The sequence below is a fragment of the Corynebacterium sp. NML130628 genome (assembly GCF_001875665.1).
GTDB lineage: Bacteria > Actinomycetota > Actinomycetes > Mycobacteriales > Mycobacteriaceae > Corynebacterium.
On the sequence record NZ_MLAL01000023.1, the window covers coordinates 1 to 24,804 of the forward strand.

22 protein-coding genes, 3 tRNA genes and 1 pseudogene are annotated in these 24,804 nt (G+C 64.5%); 15 read left to right on the plus strand and 11 right to left on the minus strand.

Going from position 1 to position 24,804, the window contains the following annotated elements:
* A pseudogene (locus tag BJP07_RS06375) lies at positions 1-245 on the plus strand (IS481 family transposase); the annotation flags it as partial.
* 94 nt (positions 246-339) lie between these two features.
* On the opposite strand, the gene BJP07_RS06380 reads toward BJP07_RS06375, so the two are convergent.
* The 3 genes from BJP07_RS06380 to BJP07_RS06390 all read right to left on the minus strand — a co-directional run bounded on the left by BJP07_RS06380 (position 340) and on the right by BJP07_RS06390 (position 674).
* Positions 340-415, minus strand: a tRNA-Arg gene (locus BJP07_RS06380).
* Between the two features lies 1 nt (position 416).
* Positions 417-508: transfer RNA gene (locus BJP07_RS06385), tRNA-Ser, on the minus strand.
* Between the two features lie 81 nt (positions 509-589).
* Positions 590-674 (minus strand) — tRNA-Ser (locus BJP07_RS06390).
* A 62-nt stretch (positions 675-736) separates the two neighbouring features.
* Between BJP07_RS06390 and BJP07_RS06395 the strand changes: the two genes are divergently transcribed.
* A complete protein-coding gene (locus tag BJP07_RS06395) occupies positions 737-1,726 on the plus strand; it encodes an NAD(P)H-quinone oxidoreductase (RefSeq protein ID WP_071566676.1) in 990 nt (329 codons plus the stop codon).
* Here the strand turns inward: BJP07_RS06395 and BJP07_RS06400 are convergent.
* Positions 1,723-2,952, minus strand: coding sequence for an aminotransferase class V-fold PLP-dependent enzyme (locus tag BJP07_RS06400; RefSeq protein ID WP_071566677.1), 1,230 nt, complete (start codon positions 2,950-2,952; stop codon positions 1,723-1,725). The two genes, BJP07_RS06395 and BJP07_RS06400, sit on opposite strands and share 4 nt — an antisense overlap.
* Positions 2,953-3,107: 155 nt before the next feature.
* On the opposite strand from BJP07_RS06400, the gene BJP07_RS06405 reads away from it, so the two are divergent.
* The 3 genes from BJP07_RS06405 to BJP07_RS06415 all read left to right on the plus strand — a co-directional run bounded on the left by BJP07_RS06405 (position 3,108) and on the right by BJP07_RS06415 (position 6,082).
* On the plus strand, positions 3,108-3,959 hold the full coding sequence (locus BJP07_RS06405) for an ABC transporter permease (protein ID WP_083584128.1): 852 nt from the start codon (positions 3,108-3,110) through the stop codon (positions 3,957-3,959).
* Between the two features lie 16 nt (positions 3,960-3,975).
* Complete coding sequence (locus tag BJP07_RS06410; RefSeq protein WP_071566679.1) at positions 3,976-4,764, plus strand: ABC transporter ATP-binding protein; 789 nt, start codon at positions 3,976-3,978, stop codon at positions 4,762-4,764.
* A gap of 400 nt (positions 4,765-5,164) precedes the next feature.
* Positions 5,165-6,082 carry a glycosyltransferase gene (locus BJP07_RS06415; RefSeq protein WP_071566680.1) on the plus strand — a complete coding sequence of 306 codons (918 nt, stop codon included), beginning with the start codon at positions 5,165-5,167 and terminating at the stop codon, positions 6,080-6,082.
* Here the strand turns inward: BJP07_RS06415 and BJP07_RS06420 are convergent.
* Both BJP07_RS06420 and BJP07_RS06425 read right to left on the minus strand, forming a co-directional pair.
* Positions 6,069-6,461, minus strand: coding sequence for a GtrA family protein (locus BJP07_RS06420; protein WP_071566681.1), 393 nt, complete (start codon positions 6,459-6,461; stop codon positions 6,069-6,071). The two genes, BJP07_RS06415 and BJP07_RS06420, sit on opposite strands and share 14 nt — an antisense overlap.
* 5 nt (positions 6,462-6,466) lie before the next feature.
* Positions 6,467-6,910 carry a hypothetical protein gene (locus tag BJP07_RS06425; protein WP_071566778.1) on the minus strand — a complete coding sequence of 148 codons (444 nt, stop codon included), beginning with the start codon at positions 6,908-6,910 and terminating at the stop codon, positions 6,467-6,469.
* 31 nt (positions 6,911-6,941) lie between these two features.
* Here BJP07_RS06425 and BJP07_RS06430 point away from each other — a divergent pair, with 31 nt between their 5' ends.
* The 8 genes from BJP07_RS06430 to BJP07_RS06465 all read left to right on the plus strand — a co-directional run bounded on the left by BJP07_RS06430 (position 6,942) and on the right by BJP07_RS06465 (position 18,293).
* Complete coding sequence (locus BJP07_RS06430; protein ID WP_071566682.1) at positions 6,942-7,160, plus strand: hypothetical protein; 219 nt, start codon at positions 6,942-6,944, stop codon at positions 7,158-7,160.
* A 99-nt stretch (positions 7,161-7,259) separates the two neighbouring features.
* Positions 7,260-8,675, plus strand: coding sequence for an FAD-binding oxidoreductase (locus BJP07_RS06435; protein ID WP_071566683.1), 1,416 nt, complete (start codon positions 7,260-7,262; stop codon positions 8,673-8,675).
* A 27-nt stretch (positions 8,676-8,702) separates the two neighbouring features.
* On the plus strand, positions 8,703-9,467 hold the full coding sequence (locus BJP07_RS06440) for a decaprenylphospho-beta-D-erythro-pentofuranosid-2-ulose 2-reductase (RefSeq protein WP_071566684.1): 765 nt from the start codon (positions 8,703-8,705) through the stop codon (positions 9,465-9,467).
* Between the two features lie 50 nt (positions 9,468-9,517).
* A complete protein-coding gene (locus BJP07_RS06445; RefSeq protein WP_071566685.1) occupies positions 9,518-11,512 on the plus strand; it encodes a galactan 5-O-arabinofuranosyltransferase in 1,995 nt (664 codons plus the stop codon).
* 11 nt (positions 11,513-11,523) lie between these two features.
* Positions 11,524-14,886 (plus strand): arabinosyltransferase domain-containing protein, encoded by a 3,363-nt coding sequence (locus BJP07_RS06450; RefSeq protein ID WP_369822328.1) that lies wholly within the window; start codon positions 11,524-11,526, stop codon positions 14,884-14,886.
* Between the two features lie 97 nt (positions 14,887-14,983).
* Complete coding sequence (locus BJP07_RS06455; RefSeq protein ID WP_177222533.1) at positions 14,984-15,607, plus strand: cutinase family protein; 624 nt, start codon at positions 14,984-14,986, stop codon at positions 15,605-15,607.
* A gap of 44 nt (positions 15,608-15,651) precedes the next feature.
* Entirely contained in the window at positions 15,652-17,502 is a 1,851-nt protein-coding gene (locus BJP07_RS06460; protein ID WP_071566687.1) for a M13 family metallopeptidase, read from the plus strand.
* Entirely contained in the window at positions 17,496-18,293 is a 798-nt protein-coding gene (locus BJP07_RS06465) for a hypothetical protein (protein WP_071566688.1), read from the plus strand. The genes BJP07_RS06460 and BJP07_RS06465 overlap by 7 nt, the downstream gene beginning before the upstream one ends.
* 706 nt (positions 18,294-18,999) lie before the next feature.
* Here the strand turns inward: BJP07_RS06465 and BJP07_RS06470 are convergent.
* Genes BJP07_RS06470 through BJP07_RS06485 form a run of 4 tightly spaced genes read right to left on the minus strand, consistent with a single transcriptional unit; the run spans position 19,000 to position 21,142 of the window.
* On the minus strand, positions 19,000-19,764 hold the full coding sequence (locus BJP07_RS06470; protein ID WP_071566689.1) for a VOC family protein: 765 nt from the start codon (positions 19,762-19,764) through the stop codon (positions 19,000-19,002).
* Entirely contained in the window at positions 19,765-20,052 is a 288-nt protein-coding gene (locus BJP07_RS06475) for an RNA-binding S4 domain-containing protein (protein WP_070477226.1), read from the minus strand.
* Positions 20,053-20,054: 2 nt separating this feature from the next.
* Entirely contained in the window at positions 20,055-20,387 is a 333-nt protein-coding gene (locus BJP07_RS06480; RefSeq protein WP_071566690.1) for a heavy metal-binding domain-containing protein, read from the minus strand.
* Positions 20,388-20,416: 29 nt separating this feature from the next.
* Complete coding sequence (locus BJP07_RS06485; RefSeq protein WP_071566691.1) at positions 20,417-21,142, minus strand: SDR family oxidoreductase; 726 nt, start codon at positions 21,140-21,142, stop codon at positions 20,417-20,419.
* Positions 21,143-21,396: 254 nt separating this feature from the next.
* On the opposite strand from BJP07_RS06485, the gene BJP07_RS06490 reads away from it, so the two are divergent.
* Complete coding sequence (locus BJP07_RS06490; RefSeq protein ID WP_071566692.1) at positions 21,397-21,963, plus strand: sugar O-acetyltransferase; 567 nt, start codon at positions 21,397-21,399, stop codon at positions 21,961-21,963.
* Positions 21,956-24,148: an ATP-dependent RNA helicase gene (locus BJP07_RS06495; RefSeq protein ID WP_071566693.1), complete on the plus strand. Its 2,193-nt coding sequence runs from the start codon at positions 21,956-21,958 to the stop codon at positions 24,146-24,148. Before BJP07_RS06490 ends, BJP07_RS06495 begins: the two co-directional genes overlap by 8 nt.
* Here the strand turns inward: BJP07_RS06495 and BJP07_RS06500 are convergent.
* Positions 24,114-24,797 (minus strand): Rib/alpha-like domain-containing protein, encoded by a 684-nt coding sequence (locus tag BJP07_RS06500; RefSeq protein ID WP_071566694.1) that lies wholly within the window; start codon positions 24,795-24,797, stop codon positions 24,114-24,116. The two genes, BJP07_RS06495 and BJP07_RS06500, sit on opposite strands and share 35 nt — an antisense overlap.
* Positions 24,798-24,804 lie beyond the last annotated feature (7 nt).

The following is a 24,804-nucleotide window of genomic DNA, read 5'->3' on the forward strand; positions in this document are numbered from 1 at the left end:
AATGGCGCATCCGCCAAGACATCGTCGGAACCAACGGCAAAGTCACCATCCGCTACGCCGGAAGGCTCTACCACTTAGGAATTGGACGCGCCTACGGCGGCAAACACATCCTGATGGTCATCACCGATAACCACGTCACCACATCGCTAAAAGAGACCGGCGAAATCATCACCGAGCACTACATCGACACGTCTCGCAATTACCAAAAACCATACTGGCGAAAAGGCCAACCCCCACTGGCCTAAAAACAAAACCGGTGCCTCGGAAAAATAAAAACCAAGGCACCGGTTTGTCCACCATGTCGCGACTGAGTTGTCAACTATGTCGCGACTGAGGACATGGTGCGCCCGGAGGGATTCGAACCCCCAACCTTCTGATCCGTAGTCAGATGCTCTATCCGTTGAGCCACGGGCGCGTGGCGGAGACGACAGGATTTGAACCTGCGGCCCTCCGCAAAGAGGGCAACTCCTTAGCAGGGAGCCCCATTCGGCCACTCTGGCACGTCTCCAGACCTTCGCCTATAGTACACACTCCTCGAACGGGGAACAAAACGAAGGCCCCTCACCAACCAGTAAGGGGCCTTCACTTGCGGAGACGAGGGGATTTGAACCCCTGGAGGTGTGACCCTCGCTGGTTTTCAAGACCAGTGCATTCGGCCGCTCTGCCACGTCTCCAATGTTGCGTGATTCTACCGCACCCTCTTGCTGAACGCGAAAATTCAGTACGCTGGCCCGGTATGAGCACACAGGACACGAAAACTATGCAGGCCATTGTCCAGACCGACACCTCGGACCCGCGAGCCCTCGAACTCGCAACCGTTCCCCTCCCGGAGCTTCAAGAGGGTGAGGTGCTGGTGAAGGTACGCGCCGCGGGTGTGAATCGTGGGGATCTGATGCAGGCGAAGGGGATGTATCCGCCGCCGAAGGGTGAGTCGGAAATTATGGGGTTGGAGTGCGCGGGCACTATCGCTGACTCGGGCACGACGGGCCGCCAGCCGGGCGAAGAGGTGGGCTGCCTGCTGGCGGGCGGTGGCTACGCCGAGTACGTGGCGGTGCCGGAGGGCCAGCTTACGCCGAAGCCGTCCAACCTCACCCTGACAGCAACCGCCGGCGTTGTGGAGGCGGCCGCCACGGTGTGGTCGAACCTTGGGATGGTCGCCGGCCTACAGCCCGGGGACAAGGTGCTCATCCAGGGCGGCGCGGGCGGCATCGGCTCCTTCGCGATCCAGCTGTGCAAAGCCATGGGCTGCGAGGTCGCCGTGACCGCTGGTAGTGCCGAGAAGCTTGAGTACTGCGGGGAACTCGGCGCTGACAGGCTCATCAATTACAAGGAGCAGCGCTTCGAGGAGGAGCTCGCTGGCTGGGCGGACATCATCCTGGACGTCATGGGAGGCTCCTACTTGGAGGCCAACATCAAGGCACTGGCGGTGGATGGCAGGCTCGTCGTCATTGGGCTGCAGGGTGGACCGAAGGGCACGCTCAGCCTGGGCCGCATGCTCACGCGCCGCCAGTCAGTCCACGCGACCACGCTGCGCGCCCGCCCTCGCCCCATGAAAGCTGCGATCGTGGCAAGCACGGTGGAGCACGTGTGGCCACTCATTGAGGCAGGCCACATCAAGGCAAACATCTCCCGGACCTTCCCCCTTATCGACGCCCCCTCCGCCCACTTACACCTCGACTCCGGCGAGCACACCGGCAAGGTTGTCCTGGAGGTCGAAACCGCTTAGGCCAGGGAGGCCACGGTGCGGATCAGCTGCTCGATGTCCACTTCCGTATTGAAGGGACCGAGGCCGACGGCGACCGCGCCGCCCATCTCGGCCACGCCCATGTCCTGGAGGAGCGGGGTGGTCGGGGCGAGCGTCGATACGATGCCGTTGGCGAACAGCCGCTGGTGCACCGTTTCCGCAGGCACGCCATGTACCCCAAAGACCAGGCGCGGAGTGCGCTCCATGTGTGCGCCCTCGGCGGCCTCGCCGGACACACCCACGATGTGCACCGACGGCAGGGTGCCCAGGAAGGTGTGCAGGTCGTCGCGAAGCCCGCGCATGTAGCGCTGCGTCAGCCCCATCGAGAACTCCAGCCGGTTGCGGCGCGTCTTGCGGCGCCCCGGCTCCTCCACCAGGCGCGCATAATGGTCGACGATGGCGGACACCCCGCCGGCCAGGCCCGTCGACACCTCAAGGCGCAACGCCGACATATCCAGCCTGCCGAACATCGCCTCATCCCGGAACACCAGCGCCGCCACCTGCGGGCCACCCAGCTCCGCGACATCAATGCCCAAAATATCCGCACCGAAACTGTCGAAATCCATCAGGTGATACGGCGCGTACGCCGAGACGTCCGCAAGCACCCACGCCCGGGAACGCTCCCGCACCGTGTCCGCAATATCGGCAACGCCCACCACCGTGCCCAGCACCTCGTGCGCCGCCGGCACCGCCACCAGACGCGTCGAGCCGTCCACCAACTCGCCGAACTGCCAAGCAGGCACATCGCCAGTTGCCAAATCGGTCTGCGCCCAACGCAACTGCGCATCCCCCGCACAACGCGCCAACGCGTCCGTCAACACCGGGCGGTCAGCATTGCACACCACCACCGACGAACGATGCCGGAACAGCGGACGCATCGCCAACACCAACGCCGAATACAGCACCGGCAACGACGGCCCCAACACCACACGCTCAGGCGACACATTGCACAGGTCGGCGATGGCGGAGCGGGCGTCGAAAAGAAAACTTTGCCCCTCGGGCACACCGACAGCCGGGCGAGCATGCGAACCGACCCGCGGCTCCGGGCGCGCCACCGCCGTCGACATACGGAACGAACGCGCAACCGCCGCCGACACCCGCTCCGGGATCTGCGGACAATCATGCGCATTCATGTACGTCCAGCCGTCAGAAAGAGAGGTGTACAGCCCACGCACACTAGCAACGTCATACGACTGCAACGACACCATGACCTCCTCCAGGCAACACTTCCAATCATTATGCACTCCCAAACACCGCAGCGCACGCTACCCGCAGCATGCTGCCAAAACACCGCCAACCGCCCGTGCAAGCTAGGGTATGAACCGTGCACAATACAAACCAGCTCCGAAACGACGTCGCCAGGATGACCTCCGAGCCACACCACGACGACGCTCCGAAATCACAGTCGAAAACACTGAAGCTGGCATTCCGCGACCTCATCCGCGGATGGGGCCAGCACGAACTCTGGCTCCAACTAGGCTGGCAGGACATCAAACAGCGCTACCGACGCTCCACCCTCGGACCGCTCTGGATCACCATCGCCACCGGCGTGATGGCGCTCGCCCTCGGCCTCCTCTACTCCATGCTGTTCCAAATCAGCGTGCGCGAATTCCTCCCGCACGTCACCGTCGGCTTCATCATCTGGGGATTCATCTCCGGCTGCATCAAAGACGGCGCGGAAGTCTTCATCGAAAACGAAGGCCTCATCAAACAGCTGCCGTCGGCTCTGTCTGTCCACGTGTACCGGCTCGTATGGCGCCAACTCCTCTTCCTGGCGCACAACCTGGTCATCTGGGTCATCCTGGTCCTCGCGTTCCGCATCGACCTCGGCTGGCAAGTCCTCCTCGCCATCCCGGCGATGGCGCTCCTCGTGGTCAACGGCGTGTGGGTGACCATGCTCTTCGGCATCATCGCCACCCGGTTCAGGGACGTCGCCCCACTCCTGGAAGCGCTTGTGCAACTGCTGTTCTACGTCACCCCGATCGTCTGGACCACCCACACGCTCAAAGTGCAAGGCGGCGACGTCGCTAAACGAGCCATGCTCGCCGAAATCAACCCCCTCTACCACTACCTCGAGATCGTGCGAGCCCCCATGATTGGCCAGGAACTCGCCGGCTACCACTGGATCGTCGTCGGCGTCTGCACCATCATCGGCCTGCTGCTCGCACTGCTCGCCATGCGCCAAATGCGCTTCCGCGTGCCGTACTGGGTCTAAGGAGAAGAAGTCACACATGGTTTCCATCGATACTTACAACGCCTGCGTCGACTTCCCAATTTTCGACGCCAAGTCCCGCTCACTCAAAAAGGCAGTCATGTCCTCCGCCGGAGGCAAGATCGGCAAGAACGCCTCCAACACCGTGGTCGTCGAAGCACTCAAAGACATCAACCTACATTTGCGCGAAGGCGACCGCGTGGGCCTGGTCGGCCACAACGGCGCCGGCAAATCGACGTTGCTCCGTTTGCTCTCCGGCATCTACGAACCAACCCGCGGCGTCGCCGACGTCCGCGGCCGCGTCGCCCCCGTCTTCGACCTCGGCGTCGGCATGGACCCCGAAATCTCCGGCTACGAAAACATCATCATCCGCGGCCTCTTCCTCGGCCAGACCCGCAAACAGATGAAAGCCAAAATGGACGAAATCGCCGAATTCTCCGAACTCGGTGACTACCTCTCCATGCCACTACGCACTTACTCCACCGGCATGCGCGTGAGGCTAGCGTTGGGCGTGGTCACCTCCATCGAACCCGAAATCCTGCTCCTCGACGAAGGCATCGGCGCCGTCGACTCCGCCTTCATGGCAAAAGCCCGCGTCCGACTCGCCGAACTCGTCGAACGCTCCGGCATCCTCGTCTTCGCCTCCCACTCCAACGACTTCCTGGCACAGCTCTGCAACACCGCCCTGTGGGTGGATAAGGGCGAAATCAGGAAGGCCGGCCTGGTCTCCGAGGTCGTCGGCGCCTACGAAGGCCCCGAAGCCGGCCAATACGTCGAAGACCTGGTCACGCGGTTCCAGACGGAGTAGGCCGGCGGGCGGCGGGTTCTGCGGCGGCCTCCGCCCTCCTCCCCTCCTCGTCCACCCGGAACGGGCCAGAAACCCCAAAAAGTTCCCCACTGCACAACAAGGCGCTGTCTTTTGCCTGTGAAGGCGGGCGGGTTAGACACCAAATTCCTTTGTGCCGGGGTTGCGACCTGGGCAAACGCGGGGTTGTTTTCCCTAAAACAAGGAATTTGGTGCAGCCCCTGGATTAGCACGCACCAAATTCCGGCCCGGGCCTCTGGCGACCTGGGCTTTTGCAACCCACCCTGCTGAAAACAAGGAATTTGGTGCAGCACCCTGGGCGTGGGAACTTTTTCACGCCACCAACCACACCAAAACCCCGCGAACCACCACCCCGCCCTGCCGATGGTGCACAATATGAGGCATGACTGGAACTGGAACGGCACACCTGGCAAGTAGTGGTTCGACGGCGGCGGTGATCGTGACGCATAGGCGTGTCGAGATGCTGCGGCATTCCTTGGAGCAGGTGGTGAACCAGACGCACCCGGTGCAGTGGGTGATCGTGGTGGATAACGGCGCTGAGCAGGCTGTTCGTGAACTACTAGAGGAGTTGGCTGGGGATCGGGCGGTGTATTTGCCGTCGAAGACGAATCTGGGCGGAGCTGGCGGGTTCGCGTATGGCTTCTTGACGGCGCTTGCGTTGGGGGCGGACGCGATTTGGTGCGCGGACGATGATGGTCGTCCGGCGGATCACGGTGTGTTGGAGGAGCTGTATCGGGTGGCTGAGCAGCACCGGCTGCATGAGGTGAGCCCGGTGGTGGCGAATATTGGAGACCCGGCGAGGTTGGCGTTTCCGTTGCGGCAGGGCTTGGAGTGGAAGCGGACGACGGCTGAGTTGGAGGGGGATTTCTTGCCGGATTATGCGTCCTTGTTTAATGGGGCGTTGATTTCGGCGGAGGCGATGGAGCGGATTGGTGTGCCGGATTATCGCCTGTTTATTCGGGGTGATGAGGTGGAGTATCACCGGCGTTTGTCGCAGTCGGGGCTGCGGTATGGCACCGCGTTGACGACGAAGTATTTGCACCCGGACGGGTCGGGCGAGTTCCACCCGATTATGGGTGGTCGGGCGCATGCGCAGTGGCCGGATAATGAATCGAAGCGGTATTTCACATACCGGAATCGCGGGTACATCATTAATCAGCAGGGGATGCGGAAGATGAAGCTGCAGGAGGTGGTGCGCTTCGGGTGGTTCTTCTTGGTGGAGCGGAAGGATCCGAAGGGCTTCCTGCAGTGGTTGCGTTTGCTGAGGATGGGGGCGCGGGAGGACTTTAGGCGTCCTTGAAGATGACTTTGCTTTGGAGGACGAAGTTGGTCACGGTGGCGACGCCTTGGGCGATGACGAAGCTGATGCCGTCTTTCCAGGGGTTGTGGAGTCCGAGTGCGATGAGTGGCGGTTCGGTCCATTTGTAGAGCAGGACTTGGACGGCGAAGGTGCAGGCGTAGAGCACGAAGACGGCGCCGGCTTTCTTGGCGCTGACTTCGGATTTGAAGGCGTAGCGCGAGTTGAGCACGTAGGCGGTGGCGGTGCCGAAGACCCAGCCGATCATTTTGGCGAGGTCGCGTTGGAGCTCGGCACCTTCGGTGAGGGTGTAGGTGATGCCGAAGTCGATGACGGCGCAGCCGATGCCGATGATGAGGAATGGCAGCACCTGCTGCTTCATTGCGCTCACAGTTGTTTCGCCCCGAGGTACGCGAGGGCTGCGACGGTGCCGATCGCCACGTTGGGCTTTGCGACGCCCCTCCGGCCCAGCCAGCCTGCCAGGTGCTTCTGCGCCTGCACCCCGGCGGCGAAAGCGCCGACGGCAGCTACAGCGATGCCGCCGATGGTGAACCAGGTGGTGGCGATGGATTCGGCTTCGCCCTGTTCGGATTCGAGGACGGCTGTGAGGTCGTTGCGTGGGTCCTCGTCGAAGGCGTTGAAGGCGGCGATGGTGGCGAGGTTGGCGGCGCCGAGGAGGGTCCAGGCCAGCGCTTTGCGCTGGGTGAAGTCTGGTACGGAGGCTGTGGCGAGGATGTAGGCGGCTTGGATGCACTGGCCGCCGAAGGTGTCGTCGAGGGCGTTGTAGTCGATGGTGGGCTCGTCGACAAGTGATTGAATCGTGTCAGTCATGGTGTCCAATGCTACTAGTAGGGTGAAAAGCATGAGTAAGCACGAGGAGATTCATGAGGCGGCGCAGCGTGTTGAGGTGCCCCTGTCTGATTACATGGTGAGGCTGTTCGCGGAGGAGCTGCCGTTTGTGGATTCGATGTCGCGTGGGCGCATCTATGAGCTGCTGCGGGAGCATAAGGCGGCGGGGAAGCCGGAAATTACCTCGCAGGAGGAGTTGCCTGCAGAAATCAGGGAGCTTATGGACCTTTAGTATGATACTTTTATAGGTTTTTCGACTTACATCATTTAGACTCGAACCAAATGTCTTCGCACCTCGGCGAAGCTACGACGACAAGAAGAAGCGAAAGAGATGGAACTACACACCAATCTTAAGTCACTCTATGGCTGGGGCCGCACCGCTCCGTCGACCGCGCATGTCCTGTCTACGCCTGACGTGGAGGTCATCAAGGAAGCCGTCGCGCAGGTTGCACACGATAACGAGAGCCTGCCGGAGCACGCTCGCCGCGGCATCATTGCCCGCGGCCTGGGACGCTCCTACGGCGACCCGGCACAGAACGGTGGCGGCCTGGTCATCGACATCAACGCGCTGAACAAGATTCACTCGATCGATCCGGAGTCCGGCATCGTCGACGTGGACTCGGGCGTCAACCTGGACCAGCTGATGAAGGCAGCCCTGCCGTACGGCCTGTGGGTTCCGGTCCTGCCTGGCACCCGCCAGGTCACCATCGGTGGCGCGATCGGTCCGGACATCCACGGCAAGAACCACCACTCCGCGGGTTCCTTCGGCGACCACGTGGTCTCCATGGAGCTGCTGGTGGCGGACGGCCGCATCCTGCACCTTGAGCCGGAAGGCAGCGCTGACGACCCGGACGGCACGCTGTTCTGGGCGACGGTCGGCGGCATGGGCCTGACCGGCATCATCCTGCGCGCCCGCATCCAGATGACGAAGACGGAGACCGCGTACTTCCTGTCTGACACGGATCGCACCAGCACCCTGGATGAGACGATCGCGCTGCACTCGGACGGTTCCGAGGTGAACTACACCTACTCCTCCGCATGGTTCGACGCTATCTCCGCACCGCCGAAGACGGGCCGTTCCACCATCTCCCGTGGCTCGCTGGCGACGCTGGCGCAGCTGGAGGAGTACGCGCCGAAGCTGGCGAAGGATCCGCTGCGCTTCAAGGCGCCTCAGCTGATGACGGTGCCGGACATCTTCCCGTCCTGGACCATGAACAAGCTGACGCTCTCCGCCATCGGCGAGGCCTATTACATGATGGGTGCGCCGAGCAAGAACGACATCAAGAACTTGACGCAGTTCTACCAGCCGCTCGACTTGATTGGTGAGTGGAACCGTGGCTACGGCAGCGCGGGCTTCCTGCAGTACCAGTTCGTGGTGCCGACGGATGCTGTGGAGCCGTTCAAGGACATCATCTACCAGATCCAGTCCTCCGGCCACTACACGGCACTGAACGTGTTCAAGCTGTTCGGCGAGGGCAACCGCGCACCGCTTTCCTACCCGATGAAGGGTTGGAACGTCTGCGTGGACTTCCCGATCCGCCCAGGCCTCAACGAGTTCCTGGACCGCCTGGACGACCAGGTGATGGAGTTCGGTGGCCGTCTCTACCTGGCGAAGGAGTCCCGCACCACGGCGGAGAAGTTCCACAAGATGTACCCAGGCCTGGAGGGCTGGCTGAAGACCCGCCGTGAGATCGACCCGACCGGCGTCTTCGCATCCGACATGTCCCGCCGCCTCGAGCTGAACTAGCTGAACTACCTGAAGGAGAATTTTCACATGTTGAATGCAGTAGGCCAAGCGCAAAACATTCTGCTCGTGGGTGGCACCTCGGATATCGGTCTCGCCATCGTGCGCGAGTTCGTCACCCGCGGCGGCAACCCGAATGTCACCCTCGCAGCTCGCAAGAGCTCCCCGCGTATCGACGCCGCCGTCGCCGAGATCACCAACGCAGGTGCAGCCTCCGTTGAGGTTGTGGACTTCGACGCAACCGACTTCGCTTCCCACCCGGACGTGATCAAGCAGGCGTTCTCTGGTGGCGACGTGGATGTCGCCGTGGTTGCCTTCGGCACCCTGGGTGACCAGGAGCAGCTATGGCAGGACCAGGCGGCGGCCGTTGAGTCGGCGCAGGTGAACTACACCGCGTTCGTGTCCGTCGGTGTGCTGCTGGGCCAGGAGATGAAGCGCCAGGGCCACGGCACCATCATCGCGATGAGCTCCGTTGCGGGCCAGCGCGTGCGTCGTTCCAACTTTGTGTACGGCGCGTCGAAGTCCGGCATGGACGCCTTCTACCTCCAGTTGGGTGAGGCGCTACGTGACTCCGGCGTGAAGGTGACTGTGGTTCGCCCAGGCCAGGTACGTACCAAGATGACGGACGGGCTGGAGGAGGCTCCGCTGACCGTCGATAAGGAAGAGGTGGCGCAGACTGCCGTTGAGGCGGCGCTGAAGGGTGAGTCGAGCGTGTTCGTGCACAAGCTGTTCGGCCCGATTTCTTTGGTGCTGCAGCACATCCCAGCGGGGATTATGCGCAAGCTGAACTTCTAGTTCCCGGCGGGGAACATGGTGGATGCGCCGCGATGTGCCAAACTGTGTGCATGACAGATACATCCATCCAACCCACGCTGGAGTTTAAGACCGTCGACTACGGGCCTGACGCTGTGTCATGGACGTCGGCGGTCTTTCGCATGCTTGCGGTCGGGGCCAGCGCGGCGCTGGTCACCTTGGCAGTGTGGTACGTGCTGCACTCCACGTCGCTGCCTGCGTTTAATACCTCGATGGTGACGCGCGCCCTGTCCACGGGTGGCTCCTTCGTCGTGGTTGTGTGTGCGGCGGTGGCGTGTTGGGGCTGGGCGCGCGGGCGCCTGTCACGGCCGCTACGTGTTCTGTGCCAGGCTGTCTGCGGGCTGGCCCCGGCGGGTCTGGTGATGACGGCGTTGGGGATCCCTTTGGCGTCGACACGCCTGTGGTTGGACGGCATCCAGGTGGACCAGGGATTCCGTACTCAGTTCTTGAGCCGGATGACTGAGGTGGCCACCAACCAGGACATGAACTACCTGGACCTTCCCACCTTCTACCCGATTGGTTGGTTCTGGCTCGGCGGGCGCCTCGCCCACCTGCTGGGCATGGAGGGCTGGGAGGTGTACCAGCCGTGGGCGCTGGTGTCGCTGGCTGCGGCGGCGTGCGCGCTGGTGCCGATTTGGCGCAAGCTGTGCGGCTCGCTGCCGGTGGCGACGCTGGTCGCTTTAGTATCGACGGGCATCGTGCTCACCGAGACGCCTGATGAGCCGTACGCGGCGATCGTCGCGCTCTTCGCCCCCGCGGCCGCTGTCACCGCGTACAAGGCGTTGACGGGCTCCTGGCAGGCCACGGTGGTGCTGGCGCTCTACCTGGGCGTGTCCGCCCTGTTCTACACCCTATTCACCGCGATTGCGGCGCTGACCGTTGTGGTGATCGCGTTGCTGTTGTGGATCCGGCGTCGATTTGCGCGTGGCCCGGTGGTGCACCTGCTGGCCTCCGGCGTGGGCGCGCTGTGCATCGCGGCGGTTGGCTGGGCTCCGTACCTGTACCAGTCAGCCTTCGGCGGTTTCGACGTCCGCCACACCGCGAACCACTTCCTGCCAGAGCAAGGCACGATCATTCCCCTGCCGTTCTTCTCCCTGTCCATCATCGGCGTGCTGTCCGTGCTGGGCCTGATCTTCATGGTTGGGCGCCTCCACGTGCCTGAGGTGGCGGCGCTCGCCGTGATGGCGGTGGTCTGCTACGGCTGGGTGCTCATCTCCATGTTTGCGTCCCTGCTGGGGACGTCTCTGCTGGGGTTCCGCATCGAGGTGCTGTTGATGCTGCTGTTTTCCACCGTCGGTATTTTCGCGGTGGCGGACTTGCGCACTGCTGGCGTCGATTATTACTACCCGGGCCATTTCAAGGAGCGCACGCAGCGCGTCATCACCGTGGTGCTCATCATCGTGTTGGCAGCGGGCACACTGTCCTTCGTGCAGCGCATCCCGGCGGTCAACGAGGCGCACATTGACCAGGCGTATTCGGACACCGACGGCTTCGGTGAGCGCGCCGACCGCTTCCCGCCCGACCCGGGCCGCTACTACGGCGACATCGACGAGTTCATCCAATCCCACGGCTACACCCCGGGGGAAACCGTGGTGTACACGGATGAGATCAACTTCATGGCGTTCAAGCCCTACCACGGCTTCAACGCGTTCACCAGCCACTACGCCAACCCGCTGGGTGAGTTCCACCTGCGCAACGAGGCGCTGTCGCAGTGGGCGAAGCTCTCCTTCGACGCCCCCGAGGAGCTCGACGCCGCGATGCAGGACGCGAAGTGGACGGCGCCGCAGGCGTTCATTTTCCGTGGAACCATGAGCGAGGACCCGCGCGAAGACCGTGCTGATGCCACCGAGAACCGGGATGCAGCGTGGAAGACGCACATCGGCCACAACATCTTCCCGAGCGAGCCGAACGTGCGCTACGAAGGCTTGTTCTTTAATCCGAAGGCGTTCCCGCGCTCGACGTGGGACGCGAAGCAGATTGGTCCGTTTGTCGTGGTGGTTCGCAATTCCGCCACGCCTGAGAAGTAGAGTATGCCCCTGTGACAACTGAGACATCCGTGACATCCGTGAATCCCGTGAACCCCCAGAGCACGCCGAGCACACCACAGCCCCGGCGCGCCCCGCGCCAGCTGGTGCTGACGACCGTCGTGTCCGGCTTCATCGCCTTCGTGTTGCTGCTACTGACTCCGCTGCTGCCTGTGACCCAGGTGCAGTCGTCGGTGCAGTGGCCCCAGGGCGGCTCGGTGGGGTCGGTGAACGCCCCGCTGATTTCGCTGGCGCCGCAGGAGATTGACATGACGGTGCCGCTGGAGGCGACGCGTCACCTGCGTGAGGGCCAGAGCATCATTGTGTCGACGCTGCCTGCCTCCTCGGAGGAAGCGACCGACCGCGGCCTGTTTGTATCCGCGCCCGATGGTGGGCTGGTGGTCAGCTCGGTAAATAAGGTGCTCTTCGAGTTGAGCCCTGGCGAGCTAGCGGGCCTTGGCCCGGATAAGCAGCTGCGGGTGCATATCACGGATGAGCAGGCGGAGATTTCGGTGCCGGGCACCAGCTTCGAGGAAGTCCTCGACGACGATGATTATCGCCCGCAGCTCAGTGGCCTGTACTCGGAGCTGAAGGAGGAGGCATCGGCGCAGCTTATCGACGCCGGGCTCGCCGCCAACATCGAGATCAACTCGCGGTTTACGTCTAGTCCTACCCTGGTGAAGTCGCTGGCGATGTGGCTGGGGCTGGCTGCGATGGCGGTGAGCCTGTGGGGGCTGTGGCGCCTGGATCAGCTGGATGGGCGTCGTATCCCGCTATTCAACCGGCGTTGGCGCACGTTCAAGCCGCTGGACGCGGTGGTGCTGGCGGTGCTGGGGTTCTGGCACGTGTTCGGCGCGAACACCTCGGATGATGGCTTCTTGCTGACGATGGCGCGGGTGGCGAACGATTCCGACTACATGGCGAACTACTACCGCTGGTACGGCGTGCCAGAGGCGCCGTTCGGTTCCCCGTTCTACGACGTGTTGGCGTTGCTGGCGAAGGTGACGACGGCGTCGATGTGGATGCGTCTGCCGACGCTGCTGGCCGCTATTTTGGTGTGGTGGCTGATTTCGCGTGAGCTGCTGCCGCGCTTCGGCTCGGTGATTGCGGACCGCCGCATGGCGTACTGGACGGCGGCATTCGTGTTCCTGGCGTTCTGGTTGCCGTACAACAACGGCACTCGCCCGGAGCCGATTATCGCGATGGGGTTGACGCTGACGTGGGCACTGTTTGAGCGCACGATTGCGACGAAGCGGCTCGCCCCGGCGGCGCTGGGCACGGTGGTGGCGGCGTTCACGCTGGCGTGTGGCCCGACTGGTCTGGCGGCGGTGGGCGTGTTCTTGATCTGCCTGCCTGAGGTGTTCCGCATTATGAATAAGCGGCGCGCGATTGCCCCTGGGATCGCGTACGTGGCGGCGTTTCTGGCGGCGGGCTTCGCCGTGATGGTGCCTGTGTTCAAGGACCAGACGCTAGCGACTGTCCTGGAGGCCACCAAGGTGCGTGGCGAGGTCGGCCCGGCGCTGTCCTGGTACTCGGAGTGGGTACGTTACGGCACGCTGTTCCAGGAAGCTGTAGACGGCTCGCTGTCGCGCCGCTTCCCGATGCTTGTCTTCGCGTTCTGCGTCGCCCTCATCCTGTTTTCGATGGCACGCCACGGCGCGATCCCTGGCACCCCGGCGAAGCCGACGCAGCGCCTGATGCTGATTATCGGGCTGTCCACGTTTTTCCTGATGTTCACCCCAACGAAGTGGACGCACCACTTTGGTATCTACGCGGGCATCGGCGGCGTGGTCGCGGCGCTCGGCGCCGTGGTACTGTCCCACTTCGCGCTGCAGTCGGCGCGGAACCGCTCGTTTGCGATCGCCGCTGTGCTCTTCCTGCTGTCTCTGAGCCTGGCGGGCTGGAACGCTTGGTGGTACGTGTCCTCCTTCGGTGTGCCGTGGTGGGACAAGAACATGCAGGTCAACGGCATCGAGGCGAATACGGTGCTGCTGGGGGTCACGCTGGTGGTTGCCCTGGTGGGCGTCGTCCAATGGCTGCGGCCGCGCTCCGGCTCCCCTGATTCTGTGCCGGCTGTGTCTTCTGTGTCAGAGCGCGCGGCGGCGTCGCGCTGGGCGGGCGTGATGTCCGCGCCGATCGCCGTCGCCGCGATCCTCATGGTGGCGTTTTCCTGCCTGACCTTCGTGAAAGCGTTTGCGGACCAGGCCCCAAATTACTCGGTGGGCATGGGCAACGTGAAGACAATTAAGGGCGATATCTGCGCCCTGGGCGGCGAGATCTTGCTGGAGACCGACACGAACGATTCCTTCCTCACCCCTGTCGACGGGGTGCCGCTGGGCCGCTCGCTGGACTCCGGCGTGAACCGCGCCTTCCACCCGGACGGCGTGCCGGCCACGATCGCGGACGACAACGCGGATACCACGGATACCAAGTCGGGCGATGACACCGCCATCGAGACGGTCCAGTCGGACGCGAACGAGGAGCAAACGCTCTCCTCAGATGCCCGCAGCACGGAGGGCAACCGTCCATACACGCTGCGCGGCGTCAACGGCTCGACGGTGCGCCTTCCGTTTAATCTGGATTACAACCGCATTCCGGTGCTCGGCACGTTCGACGAGCGCGCAACACGCACGGCGTACCTGGAAACCACCTGGTTCGAGCTACCGCAGCAGCGTGACGACGCCCCCCTGCTTGTCACGTCCGTGGCCGGCAAGATCGCGCACCACGACATCAACGGTGTGGAAGAGGACGGCGCCGATCTGGTGCTGGAGTACGGCGTCCGCAGCGACGACGGCTCCATCACCACCCTCGGCGAGGCGGAAATGCTGGACCAGGGACCGACGCCGAAGTGGCGCAACCTGCGCTACCCCATCGCCGACTTGCCGGAGGAAGCGAACGTGGTGCGCCTCGTCGCCGAGGACGCCTCCCTCGCGGAGGATGACTGGATGGCGCTGACCCCGCTGCGCAACCCAACGCTGCAACCGCTGAACGAGATGTTCAGCTCGGACACCCCGGGCCTGCTCGACTGGTCGGTGGCGTTCCAGTACCCGTGCCAGCGCACGTTCAACCACTTCGCCGGCGTCACCGAAATCCCAGAGTTCCGCATCATGCCTGACGCACCGGGTAAGCAGCAGCTCTCCGGCTTCATGGACTTCTTGGGCGGTGGCGCGCTGTCCACCGCAGAGGCTGTGAACTACTCCTACCAGGTGCCGGGCTACATGAAGGGCGACTGGCAGCGCGACTGGGGTTCCCTGTCGCGCTACCAGCTGCGCACGAACTCCGTCGGCGAGGTGCCAGCGCTCGCTGAGATCCAGCTGGAGGAGGTCACCCGTTCAGGGTGGTGGACCCCAGGACCTATGAAAATTCGGGAGGTCTAGGGGCTAAGATGAGGCGCCATGCGCGCTTGCTCATCCCTCCGCTCCGTTCTTGCTGCCGCGCACCCTGCCGCACGGCGGAAATGTGTGGCTCACAGGCGTGCCCCAGCTGTATTCGGGTGGGCAGATTCAGCCACTGTGGGTCGCGTACGACGCCGCTCCGTTCGCCACCACGCAGTACCGGACGGCGTCGAATCGTGGCTACGCGGAGGCGAAGAAGACCGTCGCGAGCATCGCGAACGCCTGCCCGAACGCGCGCTTCAGTTTCACCGGCTACTCCCTCGGCGCGGATATTGTGTCGCGGATGCTCAATAACATCTCGCACGATCGCGGACCGATTGCGAAGGAGCGCGTCGCCTCCGCTGCCCTGTTTTCCTCCCCGTACCAGGGCGGAAACGGTGCGGTGCTCTCGGCGGGGACATCGCCACACGTGCGGGGCGCACTCGGTGAGCTTGAGGGCGGCTACGGCGAGTTGGGCGAGCGTGTGCTGGAGATCTGTAACACCGGCGACATCGTGTGCTCCCCGTCAAAAGAGCAGCGCGAGATCGTCGACCCGGCGATGGACGTCAACCTGAGCAGCGGCACGGTACCGGACTGGGTGCTTGACATCGCGCGCGCAAACGACGGACGCACGAGCAGCATCGTCCGCTCGATCGGCGCGCACGGCTCCTACTCGCTGGCGCAGCAGCATGAGGCGGCGAACTGGATCACCAACCACCGCTAGTCCCGCCGACGCGCATGTGCGCCCCACACGTTAGAGTTGTGGGCATGCATGATCTTTTTCATCACGTAAACGGCGAGTGGGTTGACTCCCACGAGATCCCGGCGGACCGCGGCATCGACGGCTCCTTCTACGCCCTGCGCGACAAGGCGGAAGAAGACGTCCACGCGATCGTCTCGGAGACCAGCGACCTGTTCGCCTCTTTTATGGACACCGACGCCATCAACGCTGCAGGCACCGCGCCCCTGCAGCCGGACCTGGACCTGATCGCGGTGAAAGACATCGAAGAGTTCGCCCACAACCTGGGCGTGCTCGACCGCACGGGTGTTGGCTCCCCGCTCGCGTTCTGGGTGGAGAAAGACTCCCAGGGCGAGGACAGCGTGCCCTACCTGGTGCAGTCCGGCCTGGGCCTGCCGGACGAGGCTTACTACCGGGAGGACGCCCACGCGGAAACTCGCGCCACCTACCAGAAGCACGTGGCCCGCATGTTGGCGTTTCTGGACCCGGCCTATCTGCTTGGCCTCACGCCCGAGCTGGCGGCACAACGCATCATGAACCTGGAGACTCAGGTGGCGGCCAGCCATTGGGATGTGGTGCGCAGCCGGGACGCGATGGCTACCTACAATCCGGTGGAGTTGGCGGAGTTGCCGTCGATAATTGTGACGCTGCTGCGCGGCGCCGGGCTTCGCGACGGCCGCGTGATCAACATGATGCCCTCCTTCACCGAGGACTTAGCGACGATGCTTCGCCCCGAAACCCTTGCCGACTGGCAGCTGTGGGCGGCGTGGACCGTGCTGCGTTCGCGCGCGAGCGTGCTCACCGAGGAGATCGGGCGCGCAAACTTCGAGTTCTACGGCACGGTGCTGTCCGGCGCGACGCAGCAGCGTGACCGCTGGAAGCGCGGCGTCGGGCTGGTGGAGTCGCTGGTCGGCGAGGAGATCGGTAAGGAGTATGTGGCGCGCCACTTCCCTACTGAGTCGAAGGAGCAGATGCTCTCGCTGGTGGACTACCTGGTGCGGGCCTACGAGCAGCGCATCAGCGACCTGCCGTGGATGACTCCGGCCACGCGCGAGCGCGCCCTGGAGAAGCTGCGCCTGTTCCAGGCGAAGATCGGCTACCCGGAAACCTGGCGCAGCTACGAGGGCCTCACCTTTGATCCTTCCGGTGCGCAGCTGGTGGCCAACGTGCGCCGCGGCGCCGCGTTCGAGCACGACTACCAGCTGGGCAAAGTCGGCAAGCCTTCGGACCGTTCCGAGTGGGTGACCACCCCGCAGACCGTCAACGCGTTCTACAACCCGGTGGTCAACGACATCACCTTCCCGGCCGCGATCTTGCAGCCGCCGTTCTTCGACCCGGAGGCGGACCCGGCGCGCAACTTCGGCGCGATCGGCGCGGTGATCGGCCACGAGATCGGCCACGGCTTCGACGACCAAGGCTCGCGTTACGACGGCTACGGCAACCTCAACTCCTGGTGGACCGACGAGGACCGCGCCCACTTCGAGGAGCGCACCGCGAAACTGGTGGAACAGTTCCAGGGCCTGGTGCCTTCTGTGCTGGAGGGCCAGGACGTGGCGGGGGTCAACGGCGAGTTCACACTCGGCGAGAACATCGGCGACCTGGGCGGACTTGGTATCGCGGTGGTGGCGTACCAGCTCTACTGCGAGGACAATAACGTCGAGCCGCAGCTGGCGGAGCTCTTCCTGGCGTGGGCCCGCGTGTGGCGCTCGAAGGCGCGCCCGGAGATGGCTGCGCAACTGCTGGCGATTGACCCGCACTCCCCGAACGAGTTCCGCTGCAACGTCATCGCCTCCAACGTTGACGAGTTTTACGAGGCCTTCGACGTGGAGCCAGGCTCCGCGATGTGGATCGCCCCAGAGGATCGGGTGAAGATATGGTAGACGAATCGCCGTCGCTGCAGCCCGGCGCGGAGGGCGCGCACTACCCGCTCAACGAACAGGGTGCCGAGGAGTTCCAGGTCGGTGGCGTGGAGCGCACCCTGCCGGAGTCCGAGCAGCTCGCGCAGCTGGTGTCCTACATTGAGGCGTCCTACGAGGATTCCCCCCAGTACCTTGCGTTGCTGCCGGACCGCATTACGCACGCCGCGATGCTGATGCTGGGCGCCGCGGTGGACCACCAGATGCCGGGCGTGGCCCTGACGGGGAACGTCTCCGTCGAGGACGCCCCGCTGGGCCAGGTATTCACCTCCTCCGAGGCGCCCGTCAAGGGAGGCGTGTGGGTGGTGTCCTGCTACGACGGGCCTGCCGATGCCCGCGAGTTCTCCTGGCGTCCCGAGGTTGCCGCCTGCGCTGAGCAGGCCGGGGCCCGCGCCTACGACGTGGACGACCCAGCCGACGTCGCCGCCGCCGTGCATGCCGCGCGCCAGGAAGGCGCAGACGTGGTTGCTGTGTGGGGAACGGGCTCCTCGTGCGCGCTACTGCCCGCCGACGCGGACGCTTACGTGCTCACCTTCCCTGCTGAGGCCGCTGGGGCCACCTGGGACACCGCGCCTGGTGACGCGAAGGTGCTGCTCCAGCGCGCGTCTGACGCGACGTGGGAACAGCCCTCAGTCGAGAGGGCGGAAGTCAAAGAGTACGTCTCTACCGGGGTGATCGCCACCCCTGCCCAGCACCGGCGCAAGGTCCTCGATGCCGCGGAGTTTCTTGCCGGACTTGCTACGGCCGAAGGCTGACGCTGGTGTGGCATCGTGGCGCTGCACAATGCCGCGCCGCACGTCCACCGTGTTGTGGTAGGCGCTGCCGTTCGTCAGCGCCGCCACCGCCCACGTCTCATCCAACGTGGTGCCCCAAGACACCGAGGCGGTTGCGGTGGACGCTTCGTTCGCCCACCCCATCTTGGAGCCCCCTACGCCGCGCAGACGAGCCGTGCCAAACTGCTGGCCAAAGCCATCACTTGCCACCAACGACTGTCGACGCATCCCCTCCAGCAGCGGCTCAGCCACCGGGTCCCACAGGATCGAAGCGATGAAGGTGGCCACGTCCCTCGCCGACGTCAACGTGGTACCCCACGCGCCGACGCGCTGCGTGCGCTCCAGCTCAAAGTCGGCAGCGATCTCATCGATGGCCTGCGGGTAGCGGGCGTCGAGCTCCTCCGCGATGGCGTCGTTGGACAGCCGCACCATCTCCTCAACCTGCGCCTTCTCCTCCTTCGTGCCGTTGTAGAGCACCCAGTAGCCAAGGTAAAGCTTGGCCAGGGATAAGGCGGCGCGGGGCTCCTCGCCGGCCGGGGAAATCGACACCCGGCCGTCCGGGTGCACCACCGCCAGCGCGGTGCGCTCCCGCGTATAGCTGGGGTTCACGTGAAAGCCCTGCAACGCAGGCATCAGCGCGCACACCAGCAGTGCCGCAATCCACTTCTTCAACACGGTGCTTCGCGCCCTAGAGATCCAGGATGGAGTCCGCTTCGCTGACGTCCTCGCTGAACGGCTCCGGTACCTCACACAGGTACACGTTTGCGCCGGTGGCGTCCTTCGCCCCAAGCAGCGGGCCGAACGGGCTCACCGTCGGGCCGGCCAGCACCTGGCCTCCACCCATACGCACCGCGTGGGATGCCGCCTCAACGTCCTTGACGCCGAAGTAGGAATGCCAGACTGCCGCGAGGCCGTGCTGCTTTAGGCGCGGGTCCAGGCGCAAGCCCAAGAACGCCGAGCCCTCCTCCAGCGCAATGTAGTAGCCGGTCTCCTTGCGCATCTCCCAATCGAAAAGCTCGCCGTAAAAGTCCACGGTGGCCTCATCCGGCGCCACGCACTCGTACCACACCGGCACCCCCGGCTCACCAGCAGCGACGAAGGCGTCCTCCCCCGCCGGACGCATCAGGCCGAACAGGCCACCGGATGGGTCGGCGCACACCGTCATCACCCCGAAGTCCACCTCCTGGGAGCTCAGCACCTTGCCGCCCAGCGACTCCACACGCGACTCAATCGAGCCATCCGCGTCCATGAAGTACGTCACCCACAGGTCCCGCTCCTGCGAAGTCGGCACGAAGCCCGCCACCGGCAAACCGTCTTTCCGGGCAACCCGGTACGTCTCACCCGTGACTTCCCACCCAAGCACCTTCGAGTAAAAATACGCGGACTTCTGCACGTCCTTCGTCAAGCAGTCCTGCCAGTACGGCATCCCTGGTGTTCCCTGAAACGCAGGCATTTACATGTTCCTCCACTTCTCCGGATCGAAATCATCGTTGGCGGTACGCTCATCGAAGTAGTCGCCGTCATCACCGCCAGTGCTCACGGTCGCTGTCTGGGTGCCGACGGTGACGGAGTCGGCGTCGAAAAGCAGGTGGCCGCGCGCACGCACCACCTCCCCATTCACACTCACCTCGCCAGCGTTGATGAGCTCCTTCGCGTGCCCGCCGGACTCCACAAGGTTGGCCACCTTCAAAAACTGGCCGAGCTTAATACTCTCCCCCGAAATCACCACATCAAACGCCATGACTACACCACCGGCGGAGCAAGCTTAACCGCAGTCCCCACCGCGGACACCAACATCATGCCGCCGTCAGCGCCCATGGACTCATAATCCACCTTCACGCCAACCACCGCGTCAGCCCCCATCTCCGCAGCGCGGTGCCACAACTCATTCAAGGCCTCCTCGCGGGCGCGGACCACCTCGCTTTCCCACGCGGCGGCGCGGCCACCCACAATGTTGCGGATCCCGGCCGCGAAATCCTTGAACACATTCATGCCGACGATCGCCTCGCCGCCCACGATGCGCATGTACTCAGCGATGGTGCCCCCATCAACGGAATTTGTAGTGCTTAGAATCATGCAGCCAGTCTAAGCCACAGCCCAGACACTTAGCGTTCAGCCTGGTCAGTCGGCATGATCGACAACGTATCGATGTTCACGTGCGCCGGCAGACTCGCCACCCAACGCACCGCCTCCGCAATATCCTCCGCGGTCAAGTTCAACTTGCCCTCGTACACCGCGTCCGCGCGCTCAACATCACCCGCGAAACGGTTCAGGGAGAACTCCGTTTTCACCCGCCCCGGATCAATCTCCGTGACGCGGATATTGTTCTCCGCCTCCTCCCGGCGCAGCGCCCGCGTGATCCCGCGCAGCCCGTACTTCGCCGCGTTATAGCCACTGCCGCCCTTATATGCGTCGGTTGCGGCCACGGACCCAATGTTCACCACCAGCCCGGACGCCTCCAGCAGGCGCGGGTACAGGGCCTTCGTCACCCGCATGGTGCCGAGCACGTTCGTCTCGTACATCCACTGCCAGTCGGCGGGGTTGGCGTCGCGAAGCATGTCGAGGCCCTTCGCGCCGCCCGCATTATTCACCAGCAGCCCCACCGGCCCCTCAATTATCGACGCCAACTCCGCCACACTCGCCTCATCCGTCACATCGAGGCGCACCGCCACGCCCCCGATCTCCTCCGCAATGGCCTGGCAGCACTCCAACCGGCGCGCCGCCACGTACACCTTCCAACCATCCGCGGCGAGCGCCCTCGCGCACGCTTCCCCGATCCCGGCGGAGCCACCCGTTACTACGGCTACTTTCGTTGTCGTTGTCTCTGTCATGGGTGGCAGTGTAGCGCTCGTGCGGGCTGGGCTCGGTCCGATGCTCGTTGAAATAGTTCCCGCGCTCGGGAACCATTTTGCGTTTCAGGCTCACTCCCGTCGACCAACTGCTGGGTTTCCCCAGGTGGCGACGCATGTCCACGAAAATCGTTCCCCGAATCACGTGGCTCTTGGGAACTTTTTCCGGGCACGAGGGGGCGGGAGGAGCGGTAGGCGGGGCCGTAGGGGCTACACACCCCGGTACCCTGGCTGGTATGTATTCGATGGAGCAGATGCGTTCAGGTCAGTGGTACCTGCCCGGCGGCGAGGAGGCAGACGCCCAACACGCCCGAACATTCGAGCTGATGCGCCAGGTCAACGCCCTGGGCAACACCGACCAGCCGCGGGCGGCGGAGCTTTTGCGCCAGGTGTTTTCCAACAGTGAGCACGTGCCGGGCCTGTTCGCGCCGCTGCATGTGGAGTACGGGGTGAACACCCGGTTCGGCAAGGGGTGCTTCATGAACTTCAACTGCGTCATCCTCGATATTGCGGAGGTGACCATCGGGGACGGGTCGATGTTCGGGCCGGGCTGCCAGCTGATTACGGTGGGTCACCCGGTTGAGGACGCGGCGAAGCGGGCTGAGGGGTGGGAGATCGCGAAGCCGGTGCGGATTGGGCAGGATTGTTGGTTTGGGGCGGGTGCGATGGTGATGCCGGGTGTGACGGTGGGCGATCGTTGCGTGGTGGCCGCCGGCACGGTGGTGACGAAGGACGTGCCAGATGACTGTCTGGTGGCGGGGGTGCCGGGCGTCGTGAAGCGGAGGTTTAGCAAGGATGCCTGAGCGCGCGTTTGACCTGGGCAAGATTGGGGAGGGGCTGCCCGTCGCGAAGGTAATTGGGGAGCTGCCGCGGACCGGGCCGCTGGTGGTGGAGGCGCCGCCGGGGACGGGTAAGACGACGCTGGTGCCGCCGGCGGTGGCGAACATGCGCGGGAAGACGCTGGTCACGGCGCCGCGGCGTGTGGCGGTGCGTTCGGCGGCGAGGCGTCTGGCGGATCTGGATGGGTCGCGGCTTGGGCAGCGGGTGGGTTACTCCATCCGTGGTGAGCACCAGGATGGTTCGCTGGTGGAATTCGTGACGCCGGGCGTGTTGCTGAACCGCCTGTTGCAGGACCCTGGCCTGGAGGGCGTCAATGCCGTCATCATTGATGAGGTGCACGAGCGCGGCCTGGACACTGATCTGGTGCTGGCGATGTGTATGGAGACTGCCCTGTTGCGCGATGATCTGTACCTGTGCGCAATGTCGGCGACGCTGGACGCGCGCCGCTTCGCCGACCACATGGGCGCCGAGGTGCTGTCCACGGAGGCCGCGACGTACCCCGTCGAGGTGTCTTATGCGCCGCACGCTGGCCGGATGCAGGGTTCGCGCGAGTTTTACCGGCATGTGGCTGCCCTCGCGGAGGCGCCCGAGCGCACACTGGTGTTTGTGCCGGGGGTGCGGGAGGTGGAGCTCGTCGCCAGCTTTCTTGACGACGCCGCTTTGCTCCACGGCCGTTTGTCCTCCGCGGAGCAGGACGCCGCGCTGTACGGGGATGCTGCGGTGGTGGTGTCGACGAACGTCGCGGAGTCCTCGGTGACGGTGCCGGGAGTGCGCCGCGTGGTGGATGCCGGGTTGAGCCGGGTGCCGCGGCGCGATGCGCGCGGGATGACAGGCCTGGTGACGGTCTCTGCGGCGAAAAGCAGTGCGGATCAGCGGGCGGGACGCGCGGGCCGCTTGGGGCCTGGCACAGTGGTGCGGGCCTATTCGGAGGCGGACTACCAGCACTTTCAGCCGGATGTGGCGCCGGAGATCGCCACGAGTGACCTTACGCAGGCAACGCTGCAGTTGGCGGCGTGGGCGTCGCCAGACTTGCCGCTGCTGGATCCTCCCCCGGCGCACCACCTGGCCGCTGCGCAGGAGACGCTGCGGCTGATTGGCGCGCTGGACGATGGGCACCGCATCACCGCCCTCGGCGAAAAACTGGTGCGGATGCCGGTGGATCCGCGACTGGGGGCGGCGCTGGTGAAGTTCGGCTCGGGGGCGGCGGACACGGTAGCCAAGCTTGCCGAACAGCCCGCGAAACGCCTGGCCAAACTGGTACACAGGTCAGCGCCGGTGCCGCCGGGCGACGTGATCGCGGCGGCGTACCCGCAGTGGGTGGCCAAGCGCGACGGGGGCGAGTACCTGCTTGCTTCGGGAACGAGGGCGCGGCTGGACGCGCCGATCGGCACCCCGGAGTGGATCGCGGCGGCGGAGGTACAGCGCACGGCGCGGGGTGCGGTGATCCGCGCGGCGGAACCGCTCGCGATGCCGGAGGAGCGCGTCGAGGAGCACGTGCGCGCATCACTCGTGGACGGGAAAGTGCGCGCACGCAGGGTCAAAGCCATCGGCGCCATCGAGCTGAGCGCCACACCGATCCGCCCCGAACCCCACGAGGTGGAAGAGGCACTGCGCGACATCAGCTTCGAAGATTTCACGCTTGACGACGCCGCCACGACCCTCAAGCAGCGCCTCGATTTCCTGCACGCCACCATCGGCGAGCCGTGGCCGGACGTGACGAAGGGCGACTACTCGCTGGAGGTGGCGCAGTTGGCCAGGGGGGCGTCGATAAGGGAGCTGGACATGCGGCAGGCGCTGATGCGGCAACTGCCGTGGCCGGAGGCCTCAAAGCTCGACGAGCTGGCGCCGACGCGCATCGCGCAAGGCAAGCTCGACTACTCGACGGGCCGGCCGGTCGTGCGGCTGAAGCTGCAGCTGGCGTTCGGGCTGGCGGACTCGCCGGTGGTTGGCGGGCAGCGGGTGCTGTTCCACCTGCTCTCCCCCGCGGGCCGCGAGCTTGCGGTCACGGACGACCTGCGTAGTTTTTGGAACGGGCCCTACCAGGATGTGCGCAAGGAGATGCGTGGGCGCTACCCGAAGCACCCGTGGCCGGAGGACCCGTGGACGGCGACGCCTACTTCTCGGACGAAGCGCACGCTGAATAAATGATCCCGCCGCCGAGGAGGCCCGCGGCCGTCAGCACCGTAGCGATACCAAGATCCGCACTCCGGCGATTGTACTGGCGCGGCTTGAGGTGAATCCTCACCGGTTGCGGCAGGTTTGTGATCTGCAAGTTGATGCTGTCTTGCAAGGCGACGATCGGTAGCCCCATTTGGGTGGCGAAGCCGAGCGGGATCATGGCCAGCAGTGGAATACCGACGGCGAGGGAAGTCTTGGAACACTTCGGCGTGATCTGCTCAATGCCGAGCGGTTTCAAGAAGCCTGGCGCCGCGCCTTCGTCGGTGCCGGGGTTCGTCACAGTGACGCGGACTGGAATGATTTCAGTAGATTCGTCGCCGTAGTGGGCGACGACCGGCCACTGGTAATCGCCAGGGTCGACGTCAAATGAAGGTGCGAGCTCAATTGCACCATCAGCCTCGGAAAGGTGCGCCCAGCTGGGGATACTCGTACCGCTGAACCAGGCTTGGCCCCTCGGCAGTGGTGGGGGTAGGGTTTCCGTGCTCCCAATAGTTACGGTTGTAACGGGGTAATTGCCCTGCACGATCGCCTGTCCGTGTGCAGTTTCTACCGCCACGGCGTGTGGGGAGGTGCAGGCAAGCATGACTGCACACGCAGCTGCTGTTATCCGGCCACGCATGACCGAC

What these genes read in the sequence shown, in the direction of transcription:
- BJP07_RS06395 (WP_071566676.1), top strand. Translation starts at nt 737, where the DNA reads ATGAGCACACAGGACACGAAAACTATGCAGGCCATTGTCCAGACCGAC.
- BJP07_RS06400 (WP_071566677.1), bottom strand. Translation starts at nt 2,952, where the DNA reads ATGGTGTCGTTGCAGTCGTATGACGTTGCTAGTGTGCGTGGGCTGTAC.
- BJP07_RS06405 (WP_083584128.1), top strand. Translation starts at nt 3,108, where the DNA reads ATGACCTCCGAGCCACACCACGACGACGCTCCGAAATCACAGTCGAAA.
- BJP07_RS06410 (WP_071566679.1), top strand. Translation starts at nt 3,976, where the DNA reads ATGGTTTCCATCGATACTTACAACGCCTGCGTCGACTTCCCAATTTTC.
- BJP07_RS06415 (WP_071566680.1), top strand. Translation starts at nt 5,165, where the DNA reads ATGACTGGAACTGGAACGGCACACCTGGCAAGTAGTGGTTCGACGGCG.
- BJP07_RS06420 (WP_071566681.1), bottom strand. Translation starts at nt 6,461, where the DNA reads ATGAAGCAGCAGGTGCTGCCATTCCTCATCATCGGCATCGGCTGCGCC.
- BJP07_RS06425 (WP_071566778.1), bottom strand. Translation starts at nt 6,910, where the DNA reads ATGACTGACACGATTCAATCACTTGTCGACGAGCCCACCATCGACTAC.
- BJP07_RS06430 (WP_071566682.1), top strand. Translation starts at nt 6,942, where the DNA reads ATGAGTAAGCACGAGGAGATTCATGAGGCGGCGCAGCGTGTTGAGGTG.
- BJP07_RS06435 (WP_071566683.1), top strand. Translation starts at nt 7,260, where the DNA reads ATGGAACTACACACCAATCTTAAGTCACTCTATGGCTGGGGCCGCACC.
- BJP07_RS06440 (WP_071566684.1), top strand. Translation starts at nt 8,703, where the DNA reads ATGTTGAATGCAGTAGGCCAAGCGCAAAACATTCTGCTCGTGGGTGGC.
- BJP07_RS06445 (WP_071566685.1), top strand. Translation starts at nt 9,518, where the DNA reads ATGACAGATACATCCATCCAACCCACGCTGGAGTTTAAGACCGTCGAC.
- BJP07_RS06460 (WP_071566687.1), top strand. Translation starts at nt 15,652, where the DNA reads ATGCATGATCTTTTTCATCACGTAAACGGCGAGTGGGTTGACTCCCAC.
- BJP07_RS06465 (WP_071566688.1), top strand. Translation starts at nt 17,496, where the DNA reads ATGGTAGACGAATCGCCGTCGCTGCAGCCCGGCGCGGAGGGCGCGCAC.
- BJP07_RS06470 (WP_071566689.1), bottom strand. Translation starts at nt 19,764, where the DNA reads ATGCCTGCGTTTCAGGGAACACCAGGGATGCCGTACTGGCAGGACTGC.
- BJP07_RS06475 (WP_070477226.1), bottom strand. Translation starts at nt 20,052, where the DNA reads ATGGCGTTTGATGTGGTGATTTCGGGGGAGAGTATTAAGCTCGGCCAG.
- BJP07_RS06480 (WP_071566690.1), bottom strand. Translation starts at nt 20,387, where the DNA reads ATGATTCTAAGCACTACAAATTCCGTTGATGGGGGCACCATCGCTGAG.
- BJP07_RS06485 (WP_071566691.1), bottom strand. Translation starts at nt 21,142, where the DNA reads ATGACAGAGACAACGACAACGAAAGTAGCCGTAGTAACGGGTGGCTCC.
- BJP07_RS06490 (WP_071566692.1), top strand. Translation starts at nt 21,397, where the DNA reads ATGTATTCGATGGAGCAGATGCGTTCAGGTCAGTGGTACCTGCCCGGC.
- BJP07_RS06495 (WP_071566693.1), top strand. Translation starts at nt 21,956, where the DNA reads ATGCCTGAGCGCGCGTTTGACCTGGGCAAGATTGGGGAGGGGCTGCCC.
- BJP07_RS06500 (WP_071566694.1), bottom strand. Translation starts at nt 24,797, where the DNA reads ATGCGTGGCCGGATAACAGCAGCTGCGTGTGCAGTCATGCTTGCCTGC.